Below are 20,733 nucleotides of genomic sequence, written 5' to 3'. Positions count from 1 at the left end.
AGGAAGCGAGGAGCGGTCGATATATGGCGGTGGTCAGCGGGCCTGCGCCCAGGCTAGCCCCTCCACCACCTCTTGCGGTGTCGGCGCGCGCCCGAGGGCGGCTTCGAATTCCTGCACGAATGCCTCGATCACTTCGGGTGCGACGGCTTCGCCTGCAATTTTGAGGCTTCCGTCCACGATGTCGCCAGGGGTCACGCCATCGAAATCGATTTCGAAAGCGCGTCCATTCACCGAGTTGAACAGCCCCGGCGGGTCGATGACCACGGGCAAGAGCATGGCATTTGCCTGCTCACGAATTTCCAGATGCGTCGGCGTGCGCCCGCCGTTCTGTGCCTGAAACGACTGCGACCACCGGAGCAGGCCTTCTTGCAGCTTGGCCACCTGCTGCGCGCCGGACTTCTTCTTGTCGTCGATACCGGCAGAGACAAGCAGGTCCTTCGTGACAGTGTTTATGGTCGAAACCGTCGCCGCCGAAGACGGGTTGGTTTCGCCCTTCTGTATCTCGGCCTGCTTTTGAACCAGCGATTTGAAATCGGAATCGCTGAGCCGGTTCCGCCATTCCAGAGGATCGCGGGACGCAAAAGCGCCGGGGTTGACCTCAGCCTCCATGGTCAGTTCCACGAATAACTCGGGGTCTGTTTCCGGCCGCTGCCCGGCCTTAACCTTATTCTCGTATTCGATCAGCGACGATGTGCCGGACATACCGAGCAAAGACAGTTGCTCTGGGGAGAGCTGGTTGACAGACCCACCCTGATTGATTGCGTTGAATGCAGCTTCAACCGCGGCATCCTGCCGCGCCTTCGCCTCGGCGGCCAGTTGGCCTGATACTGCCTGATATCCCTGCCATGCCGCCGCCCGCTCATCCGGGTCTGCGATCTGCAAGATATCCCAGACCGGGCTGCGAGATGTGCCAGAGGCTTCACCGGAGGGGCCAGCCGCCTGCCCGCCCATTTTGCGCTCAGTCCAAGCCATGAAGTCCGCAACCGTCATCCCTTCAAGGAAGCGGTTTGCCGCGACTACGCCTTGCCCGACAATCTGTGCAACCGACGCCCCCATGGGCGCGGTCAGCACCTTGAGCGCGCCACCCACGCCCAAGAAATGCGCGGCATACAGGTTCCCGTTCGTGATTGCCACGCCGCCCCGGATCAGCGTCCGCGCGTTTTCCTCGGTGAAAGCCCGCATGGCACGCTCTTGCTGTGCCGGATCAGCCCTACCGTCTGCCGTCAGCCCCAGATCCGGGCGGCGCTTCCGCAGGCCATCCCAAGTGCTTTGGATGAACTGATACCGGCCGGTCGCCGTGCTGTTCGGGTTCTTTGCTGCGTCATTGCCGCCGCTTTCCGCCCCGCGCGTGGCCTCGTAATAGGAAGGCTGGATATTGACCCCCATATATCCGGCCGCCGCATCCATGCCGCCTTGATACCCCCGGCGCCGTTTGACCTCCGGCACAAGTCTGCCCTCCAAACTGGCAACCGCACCCCCAGCCATGCTGTCACGATGAGCATTGAGATACTGCAATGCCTGCTCCGGGTTCACAGCTTCGAGGCGCGAAACGATACCGACGTGCATGTCGGACTCAGCCGCCTTCATAGCGACATCCGTCTGTTCCGGCGACCAGCCGTTCAGGCGCGCCTGATCCTGGACTTCGGCACGAGCAATACCGAGAGACCGGGCCAGATTGGCGGGATCAACGATGGCGTCGTCAATGGCGGACTGAACCCGCGCCTTCGACTGACCGTCGAGATAGGTCAACCGTTCACGCCCGGCGTGCTGATCTATGCCCAGAAGCGCGGAATCCAGACGGCCCTGCATAGCCCTGCTGGCCATGTCGCGCGACGCCGGGCTCAACCCCGCAAGGCGATCCTCGTAGGCTTTTTGCAGCGTCTCAGCGGCTTGCTTGCGTTGCTGCAATGCATCCCCACCCTGCGCGTTAAGATAGCCCCGCTCAGGGTCGTAGAGCGTCTGCCTGACCATCTTTGCGAAATCGGTATCCGCGGCCTTGGCGTCAGCTTCATCCACATCCGCCTGCCACTGGTCGAACATCTTGCCGACATCCGCGACGCCCTTGGCGACCTGCCCAAAACCGGACTGGCGCGGCGTGACCCCGACGGGCTGGCGGGTCTGCACAACCTGATTGCGTTCATATTTTGGGACGATCATTGCCATCAAGCGAAACTCCCCTGCGCCGAGTTGCGGTTACGCGCCCAATGACTGTATTTCGATCCGACCTGCGCACCGGTTGACAGGATAGTGCCGACACCACCCCAAAGCCCCTGCGACGCGGCGCTTCCTCCCTCTGCCCTGCTATTCGTGGCCATCTGGGAATAATTGCCGGCCTGATTGCGGAAGTTCTGCCGGATGGCAAAGGCGTCGTCCTCAATACCCGCTTTCGTGTCGTCGAGAAGTTCGATGGCCGAGGCCGCGCTGACATCGACATTGTTCGCCGCCATAGCGACACGCTGCTGGGCAAGAAGGCCCGCGCCGGCCCGGCGCCTGCGATCCGATTCCTCCTCGCCTTGCTGCAAGGATTCGCGGGCAGCGGCTTCCTGCTGCTTAGCCGTTGCCTCTGCCGCGGCCTGCGCAGCGTTGCCTTGCTGGACCGCGGCATAGGCGCTGGCCGCTCCAGAGGCGGCGGTGGCCACCGTGCCGAGCCCGCCGAAGCTGGAGAAGATATTGGAAAGCCACGCCATAGGCCCGACAGGCGCACCGGCGGCAGACAGAGCGGCGGAAAGCGGGTCGAGGCACATCAGTTCTTCTCCATCTCAAAATGCAGGAAGCGATGCCCCCGCAGCATGGCCGTCTTTTCCTCGTCGAACCGAAACCCCATCCACCGAAGCCAGCGCCGGGCGACAAGGTTCTCCTCGGCCACCAGATTCCAGAGCCGGCGAAAATCCTGCCCCAGCCATTCCACCCCGACCCTCGACCCTGCCACGAACTCGCGCCGCACCTGCGGCAGGTCCACGGCGCGTGTTGTCAAGGCCCAGGGGAAGCCGGTGTCGGACATGGCCGTCGCCGCCTTCACCCCGAAGATACAGACAAGATCTCCATCCATGTATGCTGCTCGGGACCGGCGCGATTGCGCGACAAGCCGCAGCAGATCGCCACGCGCATCGCCGCTGCCCATGCAGTCCAGTTCCAGACGATCGATAGGGCGAAGGCGCGGCAGCAAGGTGTCGATCACCTCGGCCGTGATGGGCGCGACCGTGACCGCCATGTCAGTTTCGCCCGATAGTCAGCTCGACCGAGATGGCAAGCACTGTCATGGGAAGCGGGTAATCCTGCCGCATCGTTACAGTGCCGTCCCGATTCCACTGCGCCGGCACGGTCAATTCGTGCATGCCGGTCCAGAGCGGAATTCCCTCAGACAGATCGCCGCCGGTCTGCACCAGTTCGCTTTCCCGCCCGTCGTCGGTCACAACCTTGATGCCGCGGGTGTTCTCCATCTGGATGCGCACCGCGCTGACGCTGTGCGGCCGACCGCGCGAAGCCCCGACATCATCGAACTGGATCGCCGGCGGCAGGGTTTCCATCTCCGCCGTGAATGGCAGACCGATGTGCACCTTGCTGGCCGCGTGCGGTAGTGTGACCGCGCCGCCGGTGACGGTCAGGCCGGGAATAACATCGCCGTCAGCCAGCGCTACCACCGCGCGCCCTTCCAGATGATCAAGGCCGGTAACCGTCGCCACCGCGGCCCCGGTATAGGTAATGCCGCAGTCCACGAAGAAGGCATCGGATGCGGTGGAAAAATCCCTGTCGTCGAACCGCTCGACATAGCGCCGCTGCTGGCCGTCGATCAGGCGGCGCACGATCAGATAGGTGGCGTCGTTCGATCCTTCGGGGATGCAGGCCACGCTTTCGACCGCGCCGTCGATATCCATTTCGGTCCATGCCCAGACCTGATGCTCGCGCTTATAGGTCAGCGCCAGCAGCTTGCCGCTATCCAGCACTATCCAGATAATTGACCACGGATTCTTCGCCATGGCCCAACCGACAATGCGCTGGCCCTGGAGGAAGTGCGAGGCAAAGATGGTCAGGTCATTTCCTGAATAGCCGTCACTCTCATAGGCATAGCGCAGATCGCGCACGCCCCGCCCGGATCGGTCCACGAAAAGCACGGTATCATCGGCCACCAGCGGTTTGACGGTCGCGCTGCCGATATACCCGTGCTGGGTGACAATGGGGTTCAGCGCATCGAATCCGCCATCGGGACCGGTCGCGGAAAACTCCCCCGCGCTGGTGAACACCAGAAGCTCGCGCAGCTGGAGCATGGCGCGAATGCGGTTCAGCTGCTCACCGGCCATGTCGAACTCTGCCCGATCGGAGGAGGTCATGTTCTGGGAGCGGGTAAAGTTCAGGTAATCCCCGACCCGCGACATCCAGATCGTCTCGGGCTGATTGTCGGACGCGCCGAACGCCAGGCGCTGCTGATAGATCGAGACGACCGAAGGATATTTCCCGGCAGCGTTGAACAGGCTGGCCTGCACTGGCGGTGTCACTGTGCTGTCAGGGGAGATATTGTCGTCCCGAAAGGATGTGTTGGTTGTAAACCCGATATAGCCCGGCACACCATTCCGCATCCTGTAGACACGATATTCCGTCGCACCCGTGACCGCGGAAAAGGCGATGTCGTTCCATGCGCCCTCTATGCTCAAAAGCTCAGCCGCCGTGGTCGCGACATTGGCCGAGGGGAAGCCTTCGACCCCGCCGACAACGGCAGTCACGCGGTAGCGATAGGTCTCAGTCCCGCTATTGCGAGGCGTGACGCTGCTGATCGTCGGGCTTGCCACAGTCGGGTTGACAGGCACGGTGCTGATCGTCCAATCCGTTTCGCCATTCCGCATGATGCGGCGCGGAGCCGCCGCGCGGTGAGCAGCGAAGATTACGTCAACCGACTGCACGGTATCCAGCGCCTGCGCCCCGTTCGCGGACCATGGCGTAGCAATGGTGTAATCCACGCCGCCAGACTGCACCCGCGCACCATTCTTCACAAAGCCCAACTGGTTCTGGCCGAAGATCAAAACCGTGGCGTCGTCAGACTCGCGCACGAACGGCAGCAGCCGGTGACGATAATCGCTGTTCATGACCTCGCAGACAAACCGCAGGCCAGGCCGGTTGCTGACGCCCCCATGAGCATGGACGAATACATTGCGCCCTTTGCGAAGGGCGCTGTCATAGCGGGCGAGATCGATCCGGCCCCACAGGGCAGGGCCGAGGACGCCAGAGGCGAATGATGGCTGAATGCGAGCGGCTGGCATCAGTATCCCCTAACCTGCAACTGCATGGGGTAGAATGTCTGTTCCGTCGCGGGACGGCTGTTGAAATCCGCGACCATCGCGTGATCCAGCAGTTCCCCCGCCTCGCGCTTGGCGCCGGTTACCTTGGCCGCATCGCGGGTTATCGGCATCGCAATGGCGGCAGCGAGATGGGCGGCGAGCGCGTCCGCGAAACCGGAGGTGAATATCGTCGGGTCTGTGACGTCGCGGGTGTATTCGATCACCGCGCCGGCCACGTCTGAATAGATCGAATCCGCCGTCATCTCGCGCATAGTATCGGGCGTCTGGCCGAGTTGCATTGCCATGCGCGCCGCAGTGGGGTCGTTCACCCAGCGGACAGCAACCATGTGGCCCGGCCGGGCATAGCGATGTGACCAGGCGCCGGCACGGTCGTTCAGCGTCTCCTCGACCAGCAATTCGCGACGTGAGGCAAAGACCCATGGCCAGCGCTCCAGCAGCGATCGGCGAATCCGGTCATAGTGCAGCTTACATTGCTCTGCCTCTGGCGAGTTTTCCTCGAATGCCGTGATGGTTCGGGACCCCAGATAGGTGGTCAGCGCGACGTTGCAGATGGCAATGGCAGATTGCATGCGGGGGCTCCAGTTATCGCGGGTCGATCCACAGCCCCATCGCTTGGAGGGCGATGACAGCGGCGGCATAGTTCACGGCAAAGATGATGAGCATGGCGAACTCCAGGAAAGGCCCAGCCCCGTGACAGGGCCGGGCAGACGATCAGTCGGCGTTCAGCTTCTCGGTGATGCGCTCGATCAGCGTCTCGCGCTTCGCCGCGTGGTGAGGCTTCTCGCCCATGACCACCTCGTAATGGGCGCGCAGTTCGTCGTCGGACATCTCTGCCATGTCCTTCGCGCCGCCGGTCGGGGTGGCTTCGGGGGCCTGCCCCGTTGCCTCGCGCACCTCGGCCGGGGTGGCCTCGCGCATCCAGCGTTCCGAGAACAGACCCGCCTCAATTTGAAACGGGCCGTCCGCAGATTCGTGCCAGAGCCGGTCGGGCGTCTGCCCGCGCAGCTTGGCCACCACCCAGATCATGCCGTCAGCCATTGGTCTGGAGCCCCGCCGCGATGCCGGCGGTGATCTTGCCGGCGGTCGGAGTGCCCGCCACTACATAGTTCAGCCGCATGAAACGCTGATCTGCGCCGAACGGGATGACCGGGACCGGGAACTTGAAGCCGGCCTTGAGCTGCGCAACGGGCACAGCCGGCGAAGCCGCCACAACCTTCGCGCTGGCGAAGCTGTTGGCCGCCGCGACCTGCACCTGCACCGTGACGCTGGTGCCGTCCGCGAAGTCCTCGACCACTTGAACCAGCAGCGGAATATCGTAACCGCCGCCGATGTCGCGGGTCAGCTTGACCGGAGACAGCACCGGCTGCGCAGTGTCGCCCAGATCGATGTGGTTCGTCGAGACGGCCGTGGCGGTCAGGGCCTGCGCGTCCGAGAACAGGTTTTGTGCGTCGAGATGCATGGCATCCTCCTGTCGAAATGATGGTGACGCCCGGCCCTGAGCGGACCGGGCCTGTTCTTAGCTCGGGAAGGTGATTGCCGCTTCGGCGTTGCTGATCGCGTCCAGTCGGCGCACCGGCATGTCGCCCCACATGGTGACACGCTCGCCCGCGACTTCCTCAACACGCAGCTGGACGTTCTTCTTGTTCAGCGCCTGCTTGCGCAGGAACTTTGCCACGGTGCGGCCGACATAGATGACGGTCTTGCCCTCGACGAGGTTGCCCTTGCTGTCGATGCCCACGCGGCTGGCCGTGTCGATGATTTCCTCGGCGTCAATCATCAGGTCCAGCAGGTCCGCACCGGTGGCGGCGTCTTTGGTCAGCGCCGACACGTCGATGTTGCAGATCCGGGCGTTGCCGCGCCAGTCGCCCACCGACAGGCCCATGTCCCATTTCAGGTGGTCGACCAGAGCGCGGAACTTGCCGCTGCCATCCTGCGCGTCCCAAAGCTGCGCGCCCATATCCTTGTGGGACAGGCCGGCCGCCGAACCCTTGGGATACAGCAGCGTGGTGGCGCGCGGCCCCCAGGTTACAAACCAGATCGAGGTATTGTCCGATCCGTTGCCGCCCGCGTTGATGAGCTGGCGGCCAGAGGCGACAGCAGGGTCATCATAGCGAACGTCCAGCCCCATGAACCCGTCGGGCGTGACCGCCGTGGAGCCGTAGATCATGTTGCGGGACATGAACTGGTTGAAGCCCTCGATCAGGCCCGACATCTCGGAGGCACGGAATGCCGCCTCGTTGCCGTTCAGCTTGGCCAGCGCCTCGTCCACGACCGAGAACTCCTCGACCATGCCGGTAGTGTCCACGACCTTGGCGGTGGTGGTCTTGCCCTGCTTGACGCCCGCGTTATAGCGGCGGAACGCCGGTTCCGGGATGCCCGTGCGGATGACGTGCTGGTGTTTGGTGCCGTCGTTGCACTCGGTGAACACCGCATCCTTGAGAATGGGGTTCGACTTCTCGGCAAGCTCGATGATGTTGGAGATCTTGCCGTCCGGGTCCGTGCGCGACAGGATATCGACAAGGCCCGGATTCTTAACGTTCAGCTCGGCCATGGGTTAGTCCTTTCCGTTGCCGTTGCCGTAAAGTGCGGCAGCGAAATTGCGCCGCGTCGAAGAACCTTCCTGTCCGGTGACCACAGTGGTGTCGCCCACCATCTGCCCCACCTTCCAGAAGGCACGCACAACGTCCGGGTGGCTTCCCAAGCCGGAATCGTCGAGCAATTGGCGAAGTTCGGGCGAGCCGACCGCCTCAAGGCCCTTCACGGCCGTGGCGACGTTGGCGTCGTATTTCTCGCCCCCGAACTCGGCATCCTTGCGTAGGTCGCCGGCCCACGTTTCAAGCTGCGCATTGCGATGCTCGATCATTGCCTGCTGTCCCTCGCCCACCAGCCGCGCCTGCCGGTTCGCCGCCTCGGTCAGCGCCTCGCGCGCCGTGGCGGCCGGATTGGCCTTGAGCCACGAATCCATGTCGCCGGCGAACTTGTCGAAATCGGCCTGGTATGCCTCGGCCCCTTCTGGGGCGGCGAGCGCGAAGGCTTCCGGATCCGCGCCCTCTGCCGCTGCGTTGGCGTCGGTCGCATTAGCTTCGGCGGTTTCCGCAGTTGCCGCCGCGTCGGTCACATCGGTATTGGCCGCTTCGGTGGTGGCCGCCGCGGTGGCTTCGGTGGTATCGGTCGAGGCATTGGCTTCCTCACTCATCAGCTTGTTCCCTTTCGGCTTGCTGTTCTGCGGCGAGCTGGATGCGATCCATCAGCTCGGCGTGTTCGGTCTGCATGGCGGCAAAGGTGCCCACGTCATGCGGGAAGATGCGTTCGTTCAGGATCATCAGCCCGACCTCGCGCTGACCCGCGCGCCAGCCGTCCATCTCGTTGCCGTGATGGGTCTGGGCAAACGGGTAGCAGCGTTCGAGGATCGACCAGATAACCAGACGGCCCTCGCGGGTCCGCAGCACGGTATCCCATGCTTGCCGGACCTCCAGCGCCCGGCGCTCTGCCATGATTTCGGCAAGGCGTTCCGTCATAGCGCCGCCCCCCGTTGCAGGGCGTCGATGCCGTTCAGGTTGGCCTCGCTCAGCAATTTTGCCGCCCCGGCCATCGGTTCGGCCGCTGCCATTGCCTGCTCCTGCGCCGCTGCCCGCGCCCTGGCCTCGCGAACCTCGCGCAGCTCATCAGGCGACAGCAGAATGCCGGGCGGGCCGCCGACCTGATCCGCGAATTCGCGCATCATCTGCTCACCGTCGAGCATGTCCACGACCTCGGGCTTGATCTGCGCCAGCGTGCCGGCAAATCCGATGGTGCGCTCGATCGCACCGACCCCGATGGCCTTCTGCGCCTGAGCCAGCAGCGAGATGTATTCCACCTTGATCGGCTGCCCCACGATGCCGTCGGGGGCCTCGGGCAGAATGTCGGCATCCTGCATATAGGCGAAGGTTGCCTCGATCAGCGGCTGCAGCAGCTCATGGTCCAGGCTTTCCAGCACCGGCCCCAGAGCCATAAGCTTTTCCTCGTGGCGTTCGGCAATCTCGCGGGCGGTGATCTGGCTGCGCCCATCCAGCGCTAGCGCAGTCATCTGGAACAGGTCCTTGTAGAACGCGACTTCGACGCGGCGCTGCGTCTCCTGAATGTCCAGCAGCAGCCCCTTAATATCGGGCTTCACCTCGTAGGCCGGCTTGATCCCACCGGTCGAAAGATCGGTCGCCGCCATTGCCGTGAACCCGCCGGGCACGTTCTTGAAGAACATACCGCCCTGCACTGCGCCGCCGATCATCGGCGGGTTGTGCATCTTCTGGATGGCGATGGCTTTCTGCTCTTGCGACACTTGCAGCGAGCGCGCGTCCCCGAGGGCGATCATGCCGGGCGACGATGCAGACCACGCCTCGCCCTCGACCTGTTCCCAGCGGGGCGCCAGCAGAGGCTTCACCTGATGTCCACCGATCTGGAGGAACTGCCCGCTGGGGGCATCTTTCTCCCAATAGATCGAGGCCCACGGACGGCCACCGGCCTGCATGGCCTTGGGGTCCCCGTCTGCCCGCTTGTCGATCATGTGGCAGATGGTGAAAGTCTGGTAATAATCGCTGGTGTCCCACGCGTGGCGAACCGATTGGGACACAGCATCAAGACCCCAGGTCTCGACAATGCCTCGCACCGGCATCTTGATCTCGCGAGACAACGCGGTCACCCGGCCATTGCCATCCTCGCCCAGCCGGAACCGGCCGACTTGCAGGCTGTGGCCGCGCAGAACATCCTCGAAATCCGGGACGACAAGATTTGCCGCCGTGCCGTAGAGCCCCAGATCGCCATAGGTGCTGTCGAGCATGCGGTAGATGTTCGACCCGCGCATGACCTCATACATCCGGCGCTGGACCTCGTGCAGCCAGTCCTTAACCTCGAATTCGGCCTCATTCTCGGACGAGCCCCGCAGGCCCAGCCGGAACCACGGCCGTGACGGCGAGGTGACGCCCGACATCAGCCCGGCGCGCAGCGTGCGCAGCGCCATCTGGGCGGTGTTGTCGAGGATCCGCTTGTTGATCGAGGAATCGCTGCGTCGCTCATTCGCCTCGAACCGGCCGCGCGTCGGCTGGATCGCATCCCGCAATTCACGGAAATGCGCCTGCCAATACTCATACTCCTGGTCCATCGCCCCGCGGCGATAGTCCAGAGTCTTACGCAGTTGCTGGTTGAGAACGGGGGCCATGAGGATCAGCCGCCCAAGATCGTTTTCTTGCCATCAGGGGCGTAAGCCTGCCCGGCAGTGTCGGTAAGGATGGTGCCCTGCCGGCCTGACTTCGACCGGGGGCGCGACGCTGTGTTGAACACCGGTGCCTTGCTGGCCTGGTATTGCGTCGGCTCGGGAATGTCCGGGGCGTTGCACATGATGACCTCGTGATTGCTTCGAGGGCATCATGCGAGGCGCGGTGCGGGTGATATATGTTGGCCTGTCATGGAGGGAAAATCCCGCCGGGGTGCCGGGGCCGCTGCCTCCGAAAATATGCTATGCTGTTCCCGGCTCACGCGAGCCTCGGCCCCCTCTGCGCGCGCTCAGGGGGTATAGGTGGCACCGTCTGGCAGGCACCACGGTGACCACGCGCCGCCAGAATTATTATCGTGGCGCGTCACTGTCACAGGCGCCCCATTAAAATAGTAGCGCGTTGCACGCTGAACCGTGACGGTAGCAGTTGCTCGCACTATTTTGACCACCCAAGCGCCCAAAGTGTCAGGAGCGCCAACTGTCGATGCTGACGCAGACACTGTGCGATGGACCAACTTGACCGCGTCAAGGTCCGAAACTGCGGTCGGAATGGCCGTGCCCGTCTCGTTACCATAACCAGCCAGCATCACTTTGCCCGCGCTGAAATCAGCACTGTTGCCGACCGCGCCCGCTCCGGTCAAAGTCCCCTCAAGGACCAGATCATCAAGATAGGTTGGAAAATCTGCACCATCCGGGGTTTGCTGCGATGTGCGATAGCTGTTGTAAGCCCTGATCTGAGATGGCAGGCCGGCATAGCCGTAACGAGCCGGAACCTGAGAAGCGATGCGGGGCACGTTGCGAGACGCGCCGTAATAGAACCGACCTACAGTCGGGCTGGGTTGCAGATCGTTAAACAGGCTGGCGGTATGGGTGCAGTCGGGAAAGCCTACCTCATCGCCGGTGAACTCGACGCGGATACGGCCGCCACAGAAATACTGCTTCCCGAAGCGCGGGCTGTAGCCAGAGTGCGCGACCACTGTGTCTACCAGGTGGATGTTATTCGCACGGTCCCATAGGATGCCCGCGAAGTTGCCCGCAAAATTATTGTTCTCGGTCGCGCAGCCATGGAATTTCGACCCGGGGGCAAAGTCCAGAGATGTGCTGGCCGTGATGACCGCCGATACAGCGCCACCGGCTGCCGAATATCCCCCCTCCTCAACCCGAAGATTGTCAAATGTCACGTCGTCATTAAGGCCCAGCCCGGCAACAGCGCCTTGAGCCGTGCGCCCGATATGCAGGCCCGACGAAAACACAACCGGAGCCTCGGTCGTCGTGACGCGGGCCGCATGGGATAGCGTGATCTGATCGCCGCTATGGGCGGTGATGATCGCCGTGATGCTGCCATATTGCGCGTCGATACCTTGCTGCCCGGCGCGCCCAATCGTGACATAGCGACCGGTCAGATCGTCGGTGATGGCAGCCGTCAAAGTTGCTATGTTGCTGCCCGCCGTGGTGGCGCAGCGCACCGCCTCGAAGGATGCGGTAGCGGACACCACGTCAGTATCCGGCGCGCTGTCCAGCGTGATCTGGGTCGGGCCGTCCACACTGACGATCTGCGCCGCATTGACCAGACGCAGGACACCGTTACTCGGGCCAGCCCCTGCGAGGAAAAACCACCGCCCTTCATGGCTGGCATCGAAGGTAGCGGCGGTCGCCGTGACAACCGCTCCGACGTTGGAAAACCGCGTTGCCGGCGCAATGAAACCAGCCCCACCCGCGTCGGTCGGCTGATAGCCACAGGCCGAAACCTCAAGCTGCCCAACTGTCGAATTGAACAGGTTTTCAGTCATGAAGCCGATGTTTCGAAAGCGACGGATAAATACCTTGTCGATATTTGCCACATTGCAAGACTGCGTTTTGAACGCGACAGGATCGGTGGCGATATCGTTTGCACCGTCTAAGTAGATGCGCCCGATAATCTGTGGCGAGAATAGGCGCGGCGACGATTGCTCCCAACGGAATAGGGCGGTCGGAACTGGATAGGTAATACCCTGAGCCGCATAGAAACCGGAGGCGCGGACCCGAGCACGGGCCAGCCAGTTCTTACAGGAAAATCTAACACCATTGCCGTTGAAGTTGATCCGATTTTCCTCTTGCGCAAACCCCATTCCCCACAGCGCGTCCGCGAAGTCCTCGCTGAACATTTCGTCATTCATGGCCAACGTGACGCACGGATAAATCAGATCGGCGGTCCTTCCGCTACCCGCCGACCACCATGCAATCATGTCGTCGTGGAATTGCTGGACAGCAGCAGTCACGCGGGCCTCATTCTGACCGGATGTATCACCAGCCAGCGCGGCAGTCATATCGTCGGGATGCAGGTAATCGACCAGGTGCCAGACGGCAAAATCCCGACGCGCTTGCACCTCCTGCGCCTGCGTTGCCTTGGCGTCGGCGGCGGTGGCGGTTACCTTCGCGGAGGCCGCGGCCACCTTCACCGCCGCGGAATCGAGCGTGGCGAACTCGGGCACAACCTTGAGCAGCGTGACAGACACCGCAACGCCGTTGCCCCGGGCCCAGACGATCTCCGCGCCCCTGACTGGCCACATCATCGAACCATTGAGCGCATGCCCATTTGCCACATCGCCACGGGGCGGTTCGCCATCGGCAATGGCAAGCTGCACGGCGCCGTAGGCGTCGATCAGGGCCATCGCCTCGCGGCCCTTGGCTTCAGCTATCTTCTGCCAGCCTGCGGACAGGGTGATGCGTTGGGTTGCGCTGGCCATCAGGTCACCGTGAGGTTGGTGGAGGTTGCGGCGCTGGCCCAAAGGTGCTGGGCGGCGACGAGCGGCAGATCCGCGGTGCCGTCGATCCGGTGGCCAGTGAGCGGCGCTATGGTCGGGGGGATGGACTTGGACCCAACGGTCACGGCGAGGTTGAACGGCCCCGCGCCCTCGATCTTGACGACCTGACCGTCAGCCCGCCCGCTGGCGATCCGCGTCCAGGAGTTGCTGACTGTGAAATTCTGCGTGGTAGCCATGGCCTGCCCGTCGTGGTTCGAGGGCAGGATAGGAACGCAGCGAAATCCGATATATGTTGGCCGAAGGGCGCGCAGCCCCTACTCGGTAAGCGGAATGTGCCGTATCCGCGTTACCCCTTGTGTAGCGTTCACCTTCGGCTCGATATCGTCATGGAGGGTTCTGCAAACGCCCCAGAGCGCCTTGTTTGTAGCACGCGTGTAGTATCCCGCAGAAATGTAACGAGCCGAGATGTAATTGCTGTCGACCAGGCGACAAACCTCGCGCGTTTCCTCGTCGTCCGGCAGACCTCGGCCAACAGATGCCTCATATAACCGAACAAGCTTGTGCCCGATGCTCCTTAGGTCGAGTACGCTCGATCCAGAGAACCGCAAAAATGCTTTCAGATATAGCTCAATAGCGTGATAATAGAGATATTGAACCGGGCTGTCTGGGTGCGAGACTTCCCGTCTGATTTTATCAAGCTCTACGGCCGAAACCCAATAGGTATGCGCAAAGTTGAAAAGCCCAAATGCGCTCGTTCTGTCGTCGGCACCCACTATTTAAATCTCCACGTTGTTCTGCCCAAGTATCTGACCCAGAAGGGATGATGGGAGAAATACCATTTACCAGACCGGGTGCCACTCACTTTGCGCCTGCGCTTCCTGCTGGCGCCGGATCGAGCGGGCGACGACGGGATAGGCGAAGGTCAGGGCCAGCGCATCGGCCTCATCCGGGCTGGAGACGCCGCGCTTCTTCATGTCAGATTTCTTTTCGATCTCAATCGCGTTGTTCACGTCGAAGCCGTAGAGCGGCCCTGTCAGGTCCATCTCCAGATCGCGGCTGTCTGGGATGCAGCCGCCCTCACGCAGCCACTCGCGCATGGTAGCCCACATCTGCGCGCGCTTGTTTCGGCACTTGGGCACGCCCTCAATTGCGCGATCCGCCTTGCCGCCGAAGTTCACGCCGATCACCGAATAGCCCATCTGCCGGCACCGATCGACCACACCACCGCCTACTCCACCCTCGTCGATGAACACCCCATCAGGCTTGAGCCGGTCGATCTCGGCCATCACGCGGGCTGCCACCTGCATGGTGTCGGCACCCTTGAGGATGATTGGCGGCATGGTCTTGGCGTCCCTGCCCCGCCGCGCCCAGATCACGGTGCGGTCGTCGCCGAAGCGCGCGACGTCCACGCCCAACACCAGCTCGTCGCCTATGGTCGGGTTCGGCTCGCGGGCCATTGCCTCACGCACCAGACCGCCGCCGATGAACTGCATGTCGGATTCGGCCTCGTAATCGCCTTCCCAGATGTGGCGATAGCGCGCCTCGTCGCCGGCGAGGTCGAGGAGCCGTTCCTTTTCCAGCTCCGCCCCGCGCATGGGGTTGTCGCGCCAGTTGGCCTCGACCACGATGCGCTCTGGCTCGAACCGCCGGTCTTGCCGCAGCATCACGTCAACCGGATCGCCGCGCAGTCGCGGGTTCCATGAAAACCACAACTCTGAGCCCGGCTTTCGGATTGTCGGGCGCAGCAGGTCGAGCGAACGCTGCGTTGCGGTCTGGGCCTCCTCCCACCAAGCAATGTCGAAGCCCTCAAGCGATTTGATGTTGTCCGCGTTCATGTCGTTCATGCCGCGGAAGATCATCACGCCACCACCGGGGCACTTGATGTGGCTGTCGGATGGCACCGGCGTGAACAAGCCGCCAACTTCCAGCCGCCGCGCCGTGTCCTCGATCAGTTTGAAAACCGAATCCTTGAGGGTCGCCTGGACCTCGCGCAGACAGGCCGAGTTCAGACCCGGCTCCATCGCATGGCGGAAAACCAGATGCTGCCCCCGGTCCCAAGACTTGGCGCTACCACGCCCGCCATGCGCGCCCTTGTAGCGCGCGCTCTGCGTCCAGAGCGGCTCGAAAACCGCTGGCGTGTCCGGCTTGAGGATCATTCTTCACCCTTCGGGGCGGTGCGGAACGTGACCTGAGCGCCCTCGATCACCACGCCCACCTTGCCGTCCAGCTCCAGCTTATCGCCGTATTTTTTCGGCTGGCGCTTGCCGGCTGTCCATTTCAGTGCATCGATAGCCGCGCGGGCTGCCTGAGGATCCAGCTTGCCGGCGAGAACCTTGTCCACGATGTCCCCGATTTTATCGGCGTCGGCGTCCGCTTGGGCTTCGCGCGCGCGCGCGTAGTCGGCCCTGAAATCTTCATCATCCCGAAGCCATCGAATGACAGTCGAATACCCCGGCATACCCTTCTTGCGCAGAACCTTGGCAAGGCTGTCGCCGCAGGCAATCGCTTCGCAAATCGCGTCCTTGTGCCCGGCGATGGTTTCCGCGTCTCTCTTGATCGGCATACTCACACGCCCCCGTCATGAAGCTTCGCAACCTCTCGCTGGCAGGCAGAACACATCCGCTTGCCGCGATCTATGCTGCTCGACACACCGCACCGCATGCAGCGCCGCACGGGCGCGAGGATGCGCCCGGCATCGGGCTTGAGGATGCCCGCGTCGCGCATCAGGCGGGCAGCGGCGAGTGAGCCATACTTGTTCGAGATGCGGGCGCGCAGGCTGTTGTGGGTCACACCGTGCCGCAGCGCCGCCTCGGCATAGGTGGCATCGGGCGTGGTAATGATCCACGCCTCGGCATCGTCGATTGGTCCAGTCTTGTAGGGGGGCGCCATGGTCAATTCGTCCTCATTCCGTCGGCTGGATGCCGGCGATGGTTTTGGCGGCAAGCGGATCGCGAACACCCATCTCTGCCATGATGGCCTTGGCGGCCTCGACGCTGACGCGCTCTTTCGGAGGCTCGACCGGCGTGGCCATAGCCGCGCGGACCTGATCCGCGTGACGCCTGCCCCAGCTTTCCTTGAGCATCTGGACGATGTGTCCGGGGTTGGGGCGCTTGCTCGGATGCTCGTTCCGCCACTTGCGCAGGGCGGCCAGCACGCTGTCCGGCTTCCACCCTTCCAGCGTGTCGCACCAGTCGCGCAGCACGGCGGCGCGCAGGGTTTCGGATTCGCTCGGCTGCCAATAGCCGTGCAGGATCACCTCGACGGCCTGGCCAATGGCGAGGCGATGCTCAGTCAACTCGTGCGGCTGCATAGAGGCGACGTTGCAGGGCGTCGTCGGCGGCAGCTTGGCGGCGGTCACGGGCAATTGCGCGGTCATGGGTCAAACCTCCTGTGGGCTGTGCGGGGATTTCGAGGGGCGGGGCGTTTTTTGCGGCGGCGAAAGCCTGCATGTGGCGGGTCAGGGTCCGGGGGCCATTGGCCGGTGTGCCGTGGGCCTTCGCGTTGCTCACGGCCACCTCGATCACCTCGGATGCGGTCAATCCGAGATCGGTGATCCATCGGCTGGCGATGATGTGAGCGTCGGCTGCGGCCCAGTATTTGGGCCACCCCCTGCCGTCGGGGTCGTTGAAGCCGAGGGCATCGGCCAACTGCGAAACGAGGGACGGGCCGGGACTGGGCGCGTCGGCCACGGCGGTCGCGCGCGTGCCCTCCTCCCCTCCCCTTCCCTTAGTCTCGGGTCTCGGGTCTCGGGTCTCGGGTATATCGGAACTGTTTTGATACCGTATCGATACAGTATCAAATTCATGCCCGAGGAAGTCATCCGGGAGATGCTTCTGTCGCTCTATATCACTGATTAGGAATGATTTTTCGTCACAATCCGGTAGGTCGTCCAGAATGCGAAGAGCACCCTTTGCATGCTTCGGGTTTGCGAATGGGCTATACTTTAAAAAGTCCACAATACGGATCAGCGAATGCTGTTTATCAAACCCAATGAGGTTGGCTTTCGATAGGGCTTCGATACCGTTTCGATACCGTATCGCTCCCTCTGGATCGACATCCCATCCGAGGTCGCTCATCGCGTATCCCGGCCGAAGAACATAGCACCCCAGCGAGTTCACATGAGGGCAGGTGTGCAGATAGAGATACAGCAGGCGCGCGTCGTCGTTCGGCAGGCCCGTGAACTTTTCACTGCCCCAGATGGAGCAGCTTATTTTGGCAAACTCACGCATTCCCGCCCCCGGTGTTGTCGATGGCCAAGCGCGGGGCGAGCGGCACCACCTCGGCGGGGGCGTTCCCGGTCTTAAGGCACAGCAGGTCGCCGGCCTCGTAGGCATCCGTGATACGCTCGATTGCGCGGTTTCCGGCAGCAGCCTGCTTTTCCGTCAGCCGCCCATAGCGCGCTGCGCTGGACAGCAAGGACGCGACGAAATGAAACTGCGGATCATCGGGGTTCATCACCGCGACCATCCAACGCAGCCAGTCGAACCACGCCTTGCTGCCATACGGCGGCTCTGGAACCTGATGCCGCGACAGGGTGAACTGGTTACACATCATCGCCTCCATGAATTTCAATCTCGACGATCACCGCACCGTCGCGGCACCGCTCACCCCGCACTGGGGCTTGCAGCCTGATCCGGCCGTCATCAATGCGCAGCACAGCCGCGAGGGCATCGCGGGCGCCCTTGTTCGCGGTCACCACGTTGTCGTCGTCCACGGTGACGACGCTGCTGGGCGGGCAATAAATCAGGGTCATGTGCAGCTCTGCATCGGCAGGTATGCGGGCCTTGTGCCAGCCGGCCTCGCGCGCCAGCGCATCAGCCAGCTTGCGCTGCGCCTTCACCTTGCGGGCGCGCTTGCTCCAGTTCAGCCGCGAGTTCGCGGATAGCTCCGAAGTTTTCGCCCATGGCAGGGTTACGCGGAGGATCATCAGATCAGGTCCTCCTGCATCAGGCTGTCGCCATCCTTGCGGTCCATAAACCGCATCTGCATCGGCACCTCGGGCCAATCCCGAATCCACACGAACCATGCGTTGCGCTGGGGCGGTGAGCCCTCGCCCGTGAAGTCGAGTTTCCAGCGCATCAGGTAGCAGTATGAGAACGGGTTAGCCTCCAGCAACGCACCCAACCCGTTGGCTCGCGCCGCCGGCCAGTCCCAGGACAGCAGCAACGCCAGATAATCCCAGCCTGGCATATCCAGCGTGTGCCGCAGCCAACGCCCGTGGCCGTCGCGTGCATTGATCTCGCAATATGGCGGATTGGTGATGATCGCCTTGCCCAGGCTGCGCAGACAGCTGTAAAAATCGGCCTGCCAGCTATCGGGGCATCCCCGGTCGATCAGGTCAGAGGCGCAGCAGGGAATTCCAACGCCGCGAATCTCGCGCACTAGCGCGCCATCGCCGCAGGCTGGTTCCCACACGCTGTCGCATGCCCGAATCCGGTCGCCATCACGGGCCAGCAGCCCGCGGATCGCCTCGGGCTGGCCGGTCGGGTAGAAATCTTCGGCACGGCGCGCGTCAGCACGGGCGGGGCGTTCTGCTACGGGCAGACTGCCAAACAACGCAGGCACGGGGACAGCGATACGCTTGGAGCGTATTGCGCGGAATAGCGGCTTGGCCGATGGTGCGGTCACTGCCTGACCTCCTCGATAAACCGAAACCCCGGCGCGTCGTCGCCCATGCGCAACCGCCCTGCGGTGACGCCCTCGGCATAGATGTCGAACACATGCTGGAAGGTCAGGCCGGAGACTTTGACGATCTCGCCAAACATCATCCGCCCGGAACGAACTGCGGCCATGAAGCGCCGCTTCTGATCTGTGGTGGCCTTCATCCGCGCAACCTCTTGGGCTTGCGCTTCCCGCCCCGGTAAATGATGCCGCCGGGCTCGATCACGGTGATAACCGTGTCCTTTGCCGGGGAAACCACGGCGTAAAACGTGCCTCGGCCGTCGACATGGAATCGATAGACCGGCGCGCCGGTGTAGCTGCGGCAGGTGAACCGCACGAGGTCAGTCAGATCCTCCGCGATGGCCTGCAAGATGGCACCTGCCAATGTATCGGCGCAGACATCAGGTGAAATTCTGGATGCGACACGCTGACGGAAATGCGGCGTCGCGCGCAGGTGGGCGGGGGCGGTCAGCGTCATTCTGCGGCCTCCATCATCTGCACCAGGTCAGTGCCGCCCCATTGCATGGCCATGGCCTGCGCGATGCCGGGATAGGTCCGGCTGCGCTCTTTCCAGCGATCCGGGCCGGGGGATGCCAGGTGGCAATCCGCTCTGGCGTCGGACGCCTGCATGTCACTGGTCGGGCGCAATGGCGGCAGGCCGCGCGTCCAGAAGCACGTGCGTTTCTTCGCAGGGTCCCCGAATTGCCAGGGCTGGACGGTAAAGTCGGGGCCGCGCCCGACGATGGCCCGCGCGTATTTGTGCATCACCGGGTTTTCGACCGCCACCATTGACGCATTGGCGTTGAGGCAGGCCATGAAGAACTCGGCGCCGGCGCGCATGTCGTCCCACAGATCCCGCTCGGCAAGCCAGCGCACGCCGCTGTTGCAAAGCCTGGTGCAGGGCGGATGCGCAATGACCAGATCCCACGGATCGCTCAGCAGTCGCAGCACATCGCCCTGGTAGTGCGGCCCCGGTGCCTCGGTCGGCAACAGGTCGCAGGACATGGCGTCGTGGCCCAGAGCCAGGAAGGCATCGCGGACGCGGCCGGAATATTCGCAAGCTATCAGCACCCGCATCACGCCCTCCCCGCATCGGTAACCGGAGGATCGGCCTCGGGACACTGCCGGGCGCGCAACGCGGCGCAGACCTCGCGCGTGAGACAGGCGCCAGTCAGGTTCCACTGCATCAAGTCGATCAACTCGGGCATGGTGAGCTTGCTGGTGCGGCTGCTCAGGTCGCGGCGCGCGACGATGGCCCGGAGTTCGTCACGCCACAGCATGTCGATAGCGCCAGACGGCGCGCAGGCCCGCCACTTCGCCCACCTGTCATGGATCTCGTGTCGCAGGTATTGCTCGGATCCGTGGACCTGCGGCAGATCGAAGCCCCAGACCATGCCGTAGCCCGCTGACTTGGGCGCGCTGACCCAAGTGCCGTAGTTCGGGGTCTCGGTCACCGTGAAGTGCTTGCCGTGCAGCGCGACAATGGGATGGTGCGCACAACCGTACATCGCCTCCAACTGGGCCGGAAGCCGATCCAGCTTGTCGCGGCTGCTCTTGATCTCGACGGCGGCGATGCGATCCGGGGTCACGGCCAGCACATCGATGCGCGTCGGGCCTTGGCACGCGCTCTGAATCTCGTGGATGATCCGTGCCGCCGGCATCAACTCGCGCAAGCGGGCGACGACGGGCTCGCGGATCTCGGCCTCGGCCGGGGAACGATACGCTGGCATTACACCGCCCTCCCCGCATCGAGCAGCGCCAGCAGGGCGCAAATGGTTACGAATTGCGACTC

At 63.2% G+C, this 20,733-nt stretch carries 27 protein-coding genes; all 27 read right to left on the bottom strand.

Annotated features, from left to right (window positions below; all coding sequences use genetic code 11):
* Nucleotides 1–33: 33 nt before the first annotated feature.
* On the bottom strand, nt 34–2,040 hold the full coding sequence (locus JWJ88_RS17390) for a hypothetical protein (protein ID WP_205295707.1): 2,007 nt from the start codon (nt 2,038–2,040) through the stop codon (nt 34–36).
* A gap of 122 nt (nt 2,041–2,162) precedes the next feature.
* Complete coding sequence (locus JWJ88_RS17385) at nt 2,163–2,744, bottom strand: hypothetical protein (protein WP_205295706.1); 582 nt, start codon at nt 2,742–2,744, stop codon at nt 2,163–2,165.
* Nucleotides 2,744–3,211, bottom strand: a complete 468-nt coding sequence (locus JWJ88_RS17380) for a hypothetical protein (RefSeq protein WP_205295705.1) — start codon at nt 3,209–3,211, stop codon at nt 2,744–2,746. The genes JWJ88_RS17385 and JWJ88_RS17380 overlap by 1 nt, the downstream gene beginning before the upstream one ends.
* 1 nt (nt 3,212) lies before the next feature.
* Nucleotides 3,213–5,252 (bottom strand): hypothetical protein, encoded by a 2,040-nt coding sequence (locus tag JWJ88_RS17375; protein WP_205295704.1) that lies wholly within the window; start codon nt 5,250–5,252, stop codon nt 3,213–3,215.
* The gene (locus JWJ88_RS17370; protein ID WP_205295703.1) at nt 5,252–5,860 is read right to left on the bottom strand and encodes a hypothetical protein; all 609 of its coding nucleotides are present in this window, start codon (nt 5,858–5,860) and stop codon (nt 5,252–5,254) included. Before JWJ88_RS17370 ends, JWJ88_RS17375 begins: the two co-directional genes overlap by 1 nt.
* Before the next feature lie 142 nt (nt 5,861–6,002).
* Nucleotides 6,003–6,317, bottom strand: coding sequence for a hypothetical protein (locus JWJ88_RS17365; RefSeq protein ID WP_205295702.1), 315 nt, complete (start codon nt 6,315–6,317; stop codon nt 6,003–6,005).
* Nucleotides 6,318–6,321: 4 nt separating this feature from the next.
* The gene (locus JWJ88_RS17360) at nt 6,322–6,750 is read right to left on the bottom strand and encodes a Bbp16 family capsid cement protein (RefSeq protein ID WP_205295701.1); all 429 of its coding nucleotides are present in this window, start codon (nt 6,748–6,750) and stop codon (nt 6,322–6,324) included.
* A gap of 57 nt (nt 6,751–6,807) precedes the next feature.
* A complete protein-coding gene (locus tag JWJ88_RS17355) occupies nt 6,808–7,842 on the bottom strand; it encodes a major capsid protein (RefSeq protein WP_205295700.1) in 1,035 nt (344 codons plus the stop codon).
* A 3-nt stretch (nt 7,843–7,845) separates the two neighbouring features.
* Nucleotides 7,846–8,487: a hypothetical protein gene (locus tag JWJ88_RS17350; RefSeq protein WP_205295699.1), complete on the bottom strand. Its 642-nt coding sequence runs from the start codon at nt 8,485–8,487 to the stop codon at nt 7,846–7,848.
* Nucleotides 8,480–8,809, bottom strand: a complete 330-nt coding sequence (locus JWJ88_RS17345) for a Bbp19 family protein (protein ID WP_205295698.1) — start codon at nt 8,807–8,809, stop codon at nt 8,480–8,482. The genes JWJ88_RS17350 and JWJ88_RS17345 overlap by 8 nt, the downstream gene beginning before the upstream one ends.
* Nucleotides 8,806–10,482 (bottom strand): portal protein, encoded by a 1,677-nt coding sequence (locus JWJ88_RS17340; protein ID WP_205295697.1) that lies wholly within the window; start codon nt 10,480–10,482, stop codon nt 8,806–8,808. Before JWJ88_RS17340 ends, JWJ88_RS17345 begins: the two co-directional genes overlap by 4 nt.
* 5 nt (nt 10,483–10,487) lie before the next feature.
* On the bottom strand, nt 10,488–10,661 hold the full coding sequence (locus JWJ88_RS17335; RefSeq protein WP_205294742.1) for a hypothetical protein: 174 nt from the start codon (nt 10,659–10,661) through the stop codon (nt 10,488–10,490).
* Nucleotides 10,662–10,826: 165 nt separating this feature from the next.
* Complete coding sequence (locus JWJ88_RS17330; protein WP_205295696.1) at nt 10,827–13,262, bottom strand: hypothetical protein; 2,436 nt, start codon at nt 13,260–13,262, stop codon at nt 10,827–10,829.
* Nucleotides 13,262–13,516, bottom strand: a complete 255-nt coding sequence (locus JWJ88_RS17325; protein WP_205295695.1) for a hypothetical protein — start codon at nt 13,514–13,516, stop codon at nt 13,262–13,264. The genes JWJ88_RS17330 and JWJ88_RS17325 overlap by 1 nt, the downstream gene beginning before the upstream one ends.
* 78 nt (nt 13,517–13,594) lie before the next feature.
* On the bottom strand, nt 13,595–14,053 hold the full coding sequence (locus JWJ88_RS22225) for a HEPN domain-containing protein (protein ID WP_205294739.1): 459 nt from the start codon (nt 14,051–14,053) through the stop codon (nt 13,595–13,597).
* A gap of 66 nt (nt 14,054–14,119) precedes the next feature.
* Complete coding sequence (locus JWJ88_RS17315; protein ID WP_205295694.1) at nt 14,120–15,436, bottom strand: PBSX family phage terminase large subunit; 1,317 nt, start codon at nt 15,434–15,436, stop codon at nt 14,120–14,122.
* A complete protein-coding gene (locus JWJ88_RS17310) occupies nt 15,433–15,843 on the bottom strand; it encodes a terminase small subunit-like protein (protein WP_205295693.1) in 411 nt (136 codons plus the stop codon). Before JWJ88_RS17310 ends, JWJ88_RS17315 begins: the two co-directional genes overlap by 4 nt.
* Before the next feature lie 2 nt (nt 15,844–15,845).
* Nucleotides 15,846–16,175 (bottom strand): hypothetical protein, encoded by a 330-nt coding sequence (locus JWJ88_RS17305; protein WP_205295692.1) that lies wholly within the window; start codon nt 16,173–16,175, stop codon nt 15,846–15,848.
* A gap of 7 nt (nt 16,176–16,182) precedes the next feature.
* Complete coding sequence (locus tag JWJ88_RS17300; RefSeq protein ID WP_205295691.1) at nt 16,183–16,656, bottom strand: hypothetical protein; 474 nt, start codon at nt 16,654–16,656, stop codon at nt 16,183–16,185.
* Nucleotides 16,568–17,509, bottom strand: a complete 942-nt coding sequence (locus JWJ88_RS17295; protein ID WP_205295690.1) for a hypothetical protein — start codon at nt 17,507–17,509, stop codon at nt 16,568–16,570. The genes JWJ88_RS17300 and JWJ88_RS17295 overlap by 89 nt, the downstream gene beginning before the upstream one ends.
* Complete coding sequence (locus JWJ88_RS17290; protein ID WP_205295689.1) at nt 17,502–17,831, bottom strand: hypothetical protein; 330 nt, start codon at nt 17,829–17,831, stop codon at nt 17,502–17,504. The genes JWJ88_RS17295 and JWJ88_RS17290 overlap by 8 nt, the downstream gene beginning before the upstream one ends.
* Nucleotides 17,824–18,207, bottom strand: a complete 384-nt coding sequence (locus tag JWJ88_RS17285) for a hypothetical protein (protein ID WP_205295688.1) — start codon at nt 18,205–18,207, stop codon at nt 17,824–17,826. The genes JWJ88_RS17290 and JWJ88_RS17285 overlap by 8 nt, the downstream gene beginning before the upstream one ends.
* Entirely contained in the window at nt 18,207–18,908 is a 702-nt protein-coding gene (locus tag JWJ88_RS17280; protein ID WP_205295687.1) for a hypothetical protein, read from the bottom strand. Before JWJ88_RS17280 ends, JWJ88_RS17285 begins: the two co-directional genes overlap by 1 nt.
* Entirely contained in the window at nt 18,905–19,105 is a 201-nt protein-coding gene (locus JWJ88_RS17275; RefSeq protein ID WP_205295686.1) for a hypothetical protein, read from the bottom strand. The genes JWJ88_RS17280 and JWJ88_RS17275 overlap by 4 nt, the downstream gene beginning before the upstream one ends.
* Nucleotides 19,102–19,419: a hypothetical protein gene (locus JWJ88_RS17270; protein WP_205295685.1), complete on the bottom strand. Its 318-nt coding sequence runs from the start codon at nt 19,417–19,419 to the stop codon at nt 19,102–19,104. The genes JWJ88_RS17275 and JWJ88_RS17270 overlap by 4 nt, the downstream gene beginning before the upstream one ends.
* Nucleotides 19,416–20,018 (bottom strand): hypothetical protein, encoded by a 603-nt coding sequence (locus JWJ88_RS17265; RefSeq protein WP_205295684.1) that lies wholly within the window; start codon nt 20,016–20,018, stop codon nt 19,416–19,418. The genes JWJ88_RS17270 and JWJ88_RS17265 overlap by 4 nt, the downstream gene beginning before the upstream one ends.
* Nucleotides 20,018–20,671: a hypothetical protein gene (locus tag JWJ88_RS17260; RefSeq protein ID WP_205295683.1), complete on the bottom strand. Its 654-nt coding sequence runs from the start codon at nt 20,669–20,671 to the stop codon at nt 20,018–20,020. Before JWJ88_RS17260 ends, JWJ88_RS17265 begins: the two co-directional genes overlap by 1 nt.
* Nucleotides 20,672–20,733: the final 62 nt, after the last annotated feature.

The sequence above is a fragment of the Paracoccus methylovorus genome, assembly GCF_016919705.1.
Classification (GTDB): domain Bacteria; phylum Pseudomonadota; class Alphaproteobacteria; order Rhodobacterales; family Rhodobacteraceae; genus Paracoccus; species Paracoccus methylovorus.
The sequence above is the reverse complement of the archived record's forward strand: the minus strand, read 5'-3'. Positions and strand labels throughout refer to the sequence as shown.

Excerpts from the sequence above, each read along its gene's own strand:
- JWJ88_RS17390 (WP_205295707.1), bottom strand. The coding sequence starts at position 2,040 with ATGTTCGACCAGTGGCAGGCGGATGTGGATGAAGCTGACGCCAAGGCC.
- JWJ88_RS17385 (WP_205295706.1), bottom strand. The coding sequence starts at position 2,744 with ATGTGCCTCGACCCGCTTTCCGCCGCTCTGTCTGCCGCCGGTGCGCCT.
- JWJ88_RS17380 (WP_205295705.1), bottom strand. The coding sequence starts at position 3,211 with ATGGCGGTCACGGTCGCGCCCATCACGGCCGAGGTGATCGACACCTTG.
- JWJ88_RS17375 (WP_205295704.1), bottom strand. The coding sequence starts at position 5,252 with ATGCCAGCCGCTCGCATTCAGCCATCATTCGCCTCTGGCGTCCTCGGC.
- JWJ88_RS17370 (WP_205295703.1), bottom strand. The coding sequence starts at position 5,860 with ATGCAATCTGCCATTGCCATCTGCAACGTCGCGCTGACCACCTATCTG.
- JWJ88_RS17365 (WP_205295702.1), bottom strand. The coding sequence starts at position 6,317 with ATGATCTGGGTGGTGGCCAAGCTGCGCGGGCAGACGCCCGACCGGCTC.
- JWJ88_RS17360 (WP_205295701.1), bottom strand. The coding sequence starts at position 6,750 with ATGCATCTCGACGCACAAAACCTGTTCTCGGACGCGCAGGCCCTGACC.
- JWJ88_RS17355 (WP_205295700.1), bottom strand. The coding sequence starts at position 7,842 with ATGGCCGAGCTGAACGTTAAGAATCCGGGCCTTGTCGATATCCTGTCG.
- JWJ88_RS17350 (WP_205295699.1), bottom strand. The coding sequence starts at position 8,487 with ATGAGTGAGGAAGCCAATGCCTCGACCGATACCACCGAAGCCACCGCG.
- JWJ88_RS17345 (WP_205295698.1), bottom strand. The coding sequence starts at position 8,809 with ATGACGGAACGCCTTGCCGAAATCATGGCAGAGCGCCGGGCGCTGGAG.
- JWJ88_RS17340 (WP_205295697.1), bottom strand. The coding sequence starts at position 10,482 with ATGGCCCCCGTTCTCAACCAGCAACTGCGTAAGACTCTGGACTATCGC.
- JWJ88_RS17335 (WP_205294742.1), bottom strand. The coding sequence starts at position 10,661 with ATGTGCAACGCCCCGGACATTCCCGAGCCGACGCAATACCAGGCCAGC.
- JWJ88_RS17330 (WP_205295696.1), bottom strand. The coding sequence starts at position 13,262 with ATGGCCAGCGCAACCCAACGCATCACCCTGTCCGCAGGCTGGCAGAAG.
- JWJ88_RS17325 (WP_205295695.1), bottom strand. The coding sequence starts at position 13,516 with ATGGCTACCACGCAGAATTTCACAGTCAGCAACTCCTGGACGCGGATC.
- JWJ88_RS17315 (WP_205295694.1), bottom strand. The coding sequence starts at position 15,436 with ATGATCCTCAAGCCGGACACGCCAGCGGTTTTCGAGCCGCTCTGGACG.
- JWJ88_RS17310 (WP_205295693.1), bottom strand. The coding sequence starts at position 15,843 with ATGCCGATCAAGAGAGACGCGGAAACCATCGCCGGGCACAAGGACGCG.
- JWJ88_RS17300 (WP_205295691.1), bottom strand. The coding sequence starts at position 16,656 with ATGACCGCGCAATTGCCCGTGACCGCCGCCAAGCTGCCGCCGACGACG.
- JWJ88_RS17295 (WP_205295690.1), bottom strand. The coding sequence starts at position 17,509 with ATGCGTGAGTTTGCCAAAATAAGCTGCTCCATCTGGGGCAGTGAAAAG.
- JWJ88_RS17290 (WP_205295689.1), bottom strand. The coding sequence starts at position 17,831 with ATGTGTAACCAGTTCACCCTGTCGCGGCATCAGGTTCCAGAGCCGCCG.
- JWJ88_RS17285 (WP_205295688.1), bottom strand. The coding sequence starts at position 18,207 with ATGATCCTCCGCGTAACCCTGCCATGGGCGAAAACTTCGGAGCTATCC.
- JWJ88_RS17275 (WP_205295686.1), bottom strand. The coding sequence starts at position 19,105 with ATGAAGGCCACCACAGATCAGAAGCGGCGCTTCATGGCCGCAGTTCGT.
- JWJ88_RS17270 (WP_205295685.1), bottom strand. The coding sequence starts at position 19,419 with ATGACGCTGACCGCCCCCGCCCACCTGCGCGCGACGCCGCATTTCCGT.
- JWJ88_RS17265 (WP_205295684.1), bottom strand. The coding sequence starts at position 20,018 with ATGCGGGTGCTGATAGCTTGCGAATATTCCGGCCGCGTCCGCGATGCC.
- JWJ88_RS17260 (WP_205295683.1), bottom strand. The coding sequence starts at position 20,671 with ATGCCAGCGTATCGTTCCCCGGCCGAGGCCGAGATCCGCGAGCCCGTC.